The sequence below is a fragment of the Bacillus sp. S4 genome, assembly GCF_040838205.1.
Taxonomy (GTDB): domain Bacteria; phylum Bacillota; class Bacilli; order Bacillales; family Bacillaceae_G; genus Bacillus_A; species Bacillus_A cereus_U.
Genome location: NZ_JBFPJI010000400.1, coordinates 1 through 2,707, shown reverse-complemented (window position 1 = coordinate 2,707; position 2,707 = coordinate 1). Strand labels below are relative to the sequence as shown.

The following is a 2,707-nucleotide window of genomic DNA, read 5'->3' as shown; positions in this document are numbered from 1 at the left end:
ATAATATACTTTGTAATAACTTATATGGAAGTGAGTTGAATACTAATGTTTTATTCATATTTTGATACCCGAGATAGAATGCGTCCGTATGGTACGGCGGGTATTACGTATAGCGGAGCACAAAGTACAATTCAAGCTGTTCAACAAGCGTTACAAGCACAGCAGCAAATTAGTCTAAACCTTCCAAATCTAGCTTGCATAATATGTAGTAATAGAGTAGAAAGGAGCGCTATATATGTCTTGTTATTACTACTGTAAGAATTGTGAGAGTTACCAAAAGAAAAATCATGATTGCTGTAAAAAAAGAAGTGAGTATTATAATAAGTGCGGTAAAAGATGTGATGACTGTTCTTGCGATCATAAGGAGAATAACCTTGTAAGAGCATCTGCCTTTAGAGCTGTAAATACAGTTAATCAAAACCTTCCAGCCAATACTTTTGTTAAAGTATTATTTCAAAATGAACAATTTGATTTAGCGAACGAATATAACCCAGCAACATCAGATTTTACTCCGAAAACTAGAGGCGTTTATTCCGTAATTGGAACGATTGGTTTCTTTCCAAGCGATACAAATTTAAACTATAGAGCACGTGTAGAGGTTCGAGTGAATGGAAATGCGGCAATTGCTATTGATAACGACTTTTTTGGTCCAATAAATTTTGGTAATGTTGTAAGTGTTTCAACAATACTTCAATTACATGCAGGTGATATTGTCGAGATTTTTGCGCAAAGTAGTATAGATGGGGTTATTAGTAGTACAGAAGATGGTTCTCATTTTGAGGCTGCAAGATTCCCATCTCCAATTGTATAAATATTAAAAAGGAAAAAATTTTATTAACTCTGCTTTTCGGTGGAGTTTTTTTCATTTCATAATAGCAACAACTTGTCCAAACTTTTTAAATTTATTTTGCATAGTATACAATAATAGATTTAAAAGGGGATATAAATATGTCTTATTATTATTGTAAGCATTGTAATGGCTACAAAAAGAAACAGCATACTTGTTGTAAGAAGAGCACAGATTATTACGATAAGTGTTGTGATAATGAGAAAGATAAGCTTGTAAGGGCATCTGCTTTTAGAGCTGTTAGTACAGTAGATCAAAATGTCACTGCAAATACTTTTGTTAAAGTATTATTCCCAAATGAACAGTTTGATTTAGCGAATGAATATAATCCAGTAACATCAGAGTTTATTCCGAAGACTAGAGGAGTTTATTCTATTATTGGTACAATCAGCTTTGCACCTAATGATAGTAATACGAATTATAGAGCGCGTGTAGAAATTCGGGTAAATGATAATCCAGCTATAGCGATAGATAATGACTTTTTTGGTCCACCCAATTTTGCAAATGTCGTAGCTGTTTCAACAATACTTCAATTACATGCAGGAGATGTAGTTGAAATTTTTGCTGAGAGTGATGTAGATGGACTGATTATACAAAATGATCCAGGATTTATTAGTACGCATTTTGAAGCTGCAAGATTCCCATCTCCAATAAAATAAAAGACATGTTTGTGATTTATGGACTATTTTTTAAAAAAAGGCTCTACCTTATGGTAGGGCCTTTTAGTTTAAGTTATTTAGAAGGTAATATATTAAAATAAGTTCATAAATACTTGATAAGCAACACCTAGAGTTAATACGATAGCTAACAGTTTTGCTACCCATCTCGGTGCATTTAAATTTAGTAAAAGGGAATGACATATATTAAATGTAATGCCGAGTGTTAAAAGAATTGCGATAAGATATAAAACTAATAGGAAGAAAGGTTGCTCTATGGAGCCGAAGTCAATTTTGGATGGATTCATGTAATATGTACCTCGTTTTTTATTGATATATTAATATAATAATGAAAAATACAAGAAATTGGAAGAGTAATGTAATAAATACTATAAAAGTAAATTTGAAGTTATGGATGGAGTAGATCAAATGATCTTTGAAAGACTATTCAAAGTCATCATTTGTTTAAGTTTGATATACAAGAACGAATGTTCTTGGTATACTGGAAAATAAAAAAGGTGCGTTTACATGACAAATTTTAGTAATATAATTGAAAAACTAGATGAAATGATTTATAAACCTAATAATCTATTAATTACTAAACGAAAAGAAGAAAAGCAAAATTCAGAATATGCAGGATGGGTATTCCAGCTAAATAATAGAAGCATACGATTTAGGGTATCGAAAATTACGCCTAATAAGATTGGACAATTTGTTTCTTTTTGGGAGAAAAATGCCTCTATGAGCAATCAGGCATTTTTTTATGATTCGGCTCCTAACCTTTTAGTTATCACTTGTATAGCGGATAATAAACTAGGACAATTTATTTTTCCAAAAGAGATTCTTCTAAAAGAAAAAATATTAAAAACGCAAAACCAAAAAGGGAAAATGGCTATGAGGGTTTACCCTATTTGGGATAAACCTGTTAGTAATCAAGCTAAGAAGAGTCAACTGTGGCAACTTCATTATTTTGTCGATTTAAGTGATACTGAAAATGTAGCTACAGATAAATTATTAAACTTATATTCATAGTGCATTATAAGAAAATGTTTTTTGAAATATTCAATGTTTGGTTAGATGGATATTTGGAAATGTTAACAAGATAATCCGTTAAGTAAAGAATAAAAAAGGAGCATACAAACAAAGTATGCTCAAAAAAGATAGGTTTTATGAGTGGAGAATCTCCATACGATAATATATGCTC

The 2,707-nt window shown here is 31.1% G+C and carries 5 protein-coding genes; 4 read left to right on the top strand and 1 reads right to left on the bottom strand.

The genetic code is table 11. The features are described from left to right. Positions 1 to 45 precede the first annotated feature (45 nt). The 3 genes from AB3X48_RS20740 to AB3X48_RS20730 all read left to right on the top strand — a co-directional run bounded on the left by AB3X48_RS20740 (position 46) and on the right by AB3X48_RS20730 (position 1,506). Positions 46 to 258, top strand: a complete 213-nt coding sequence (locus AB3X48_RS20740; RefSeq protein ID WP_016104767.1) for a DUF3947 family protein — start codon at positions 46 to 48, stop codon at positions 256 to 258. Then, entirely contained in the window at positions 236 to 811 is a 576-nt protein-coding gene (locus AB3X48_RS20735; protein WP_016104768.1) for a C1q-like domain-containing protein, read from the top strand. Before AB3X48_RS20740 ends, AB3X48_RS20735 begins: the two co-directional genes overlap by 23 nt. A gap of 137 nt (positions 812 to 948) precedes the next feature. Continuing rightward, positions 949 to 1,506, top strand: coding sequence for an ABC transporter permease (locus tag AB3X48_RS20730; RefSeq protein WP_088099039.1), 558 nt, complete (start codon positions 949 to 951; stop codon positions 1,504 to 1,506). A gap of 92 nt (positions 1,507 to 1,598) precedes the next feature. Here AB3X48_RS20730 and AB3X48_RS20725 read toward each other — a convergent pair whose 3' ends face one another. Next, positions 1,599 to 1,811 carry a hypothetical protein gene (locus tag AB3X48_RS20725; RefSeq protein ID WP_002157952.1) on the bottom strand — a complete coding sequence of 71 codons (213 nt, stop codon included), beginning with the start codon at positions 1,809 to 1,811 and terminating at the stop codon, positions 1,599 to 1,601. Between the two features lie 220 nt (positions 1,812 to 2,031). Here AB3X48_RS20725 and AB3X48_RS20720 point away from each other — a divergent pair, with 220 nt between their 5' ends. Next, on the top strand, positions 2,032 to 2,535 hold the full coding sequence (locus AB3X48_RS20720; protein WP_016104770.1) for a MepB family protein: 504 nt from the start codon (positions 2,032 to 2,034) through the stop codon (positions 2,533 to 2,535). Positions 2,536 to 2,707 lie beyond the last annotated feature (172 nt).

What these genes read in the sequence shown, in the direction of transcription:
- AB3X48_RS20730 (WP_088099039.1), top strand. Translation starts at nt 949, where the DNA reads ATGTCTTATTATTATTGTAAGCATTGTAATGGCTACAAAAAGAAACAG.
- AB3X48_RS20735 (WP_016104768.1), top strand. Translation starts at nt 236, where the DNA reads ATGTCTTGTTATTACTACTGTAAGAATTGTGAGAGTTACCAAAAGAAA.
- AB3X48_RS20725 (WP_002157952.1), bottom strand. Translation starts at nt 1,811, where the DNA reads ATGAATCCATCCAAAATTGACTTCGGCTCCATAGAGCAACCTTTCTTC.
- AB3X48_RS20720 (WP_016104770.1), top strand. Translation starts at nt 2,032, where the DNA reads ATGACAAATTTTAGTAATATAATTGAAAAACTAGATGAAATGATTTAT.
- AB3X48_RS20740 (WP_016104767.1), top strand. Translation starts at nt 46, where the DNA reads ATGTTTTATTCATATTTTGATACCCGAGATAGAATGCGTCCGTATGGT.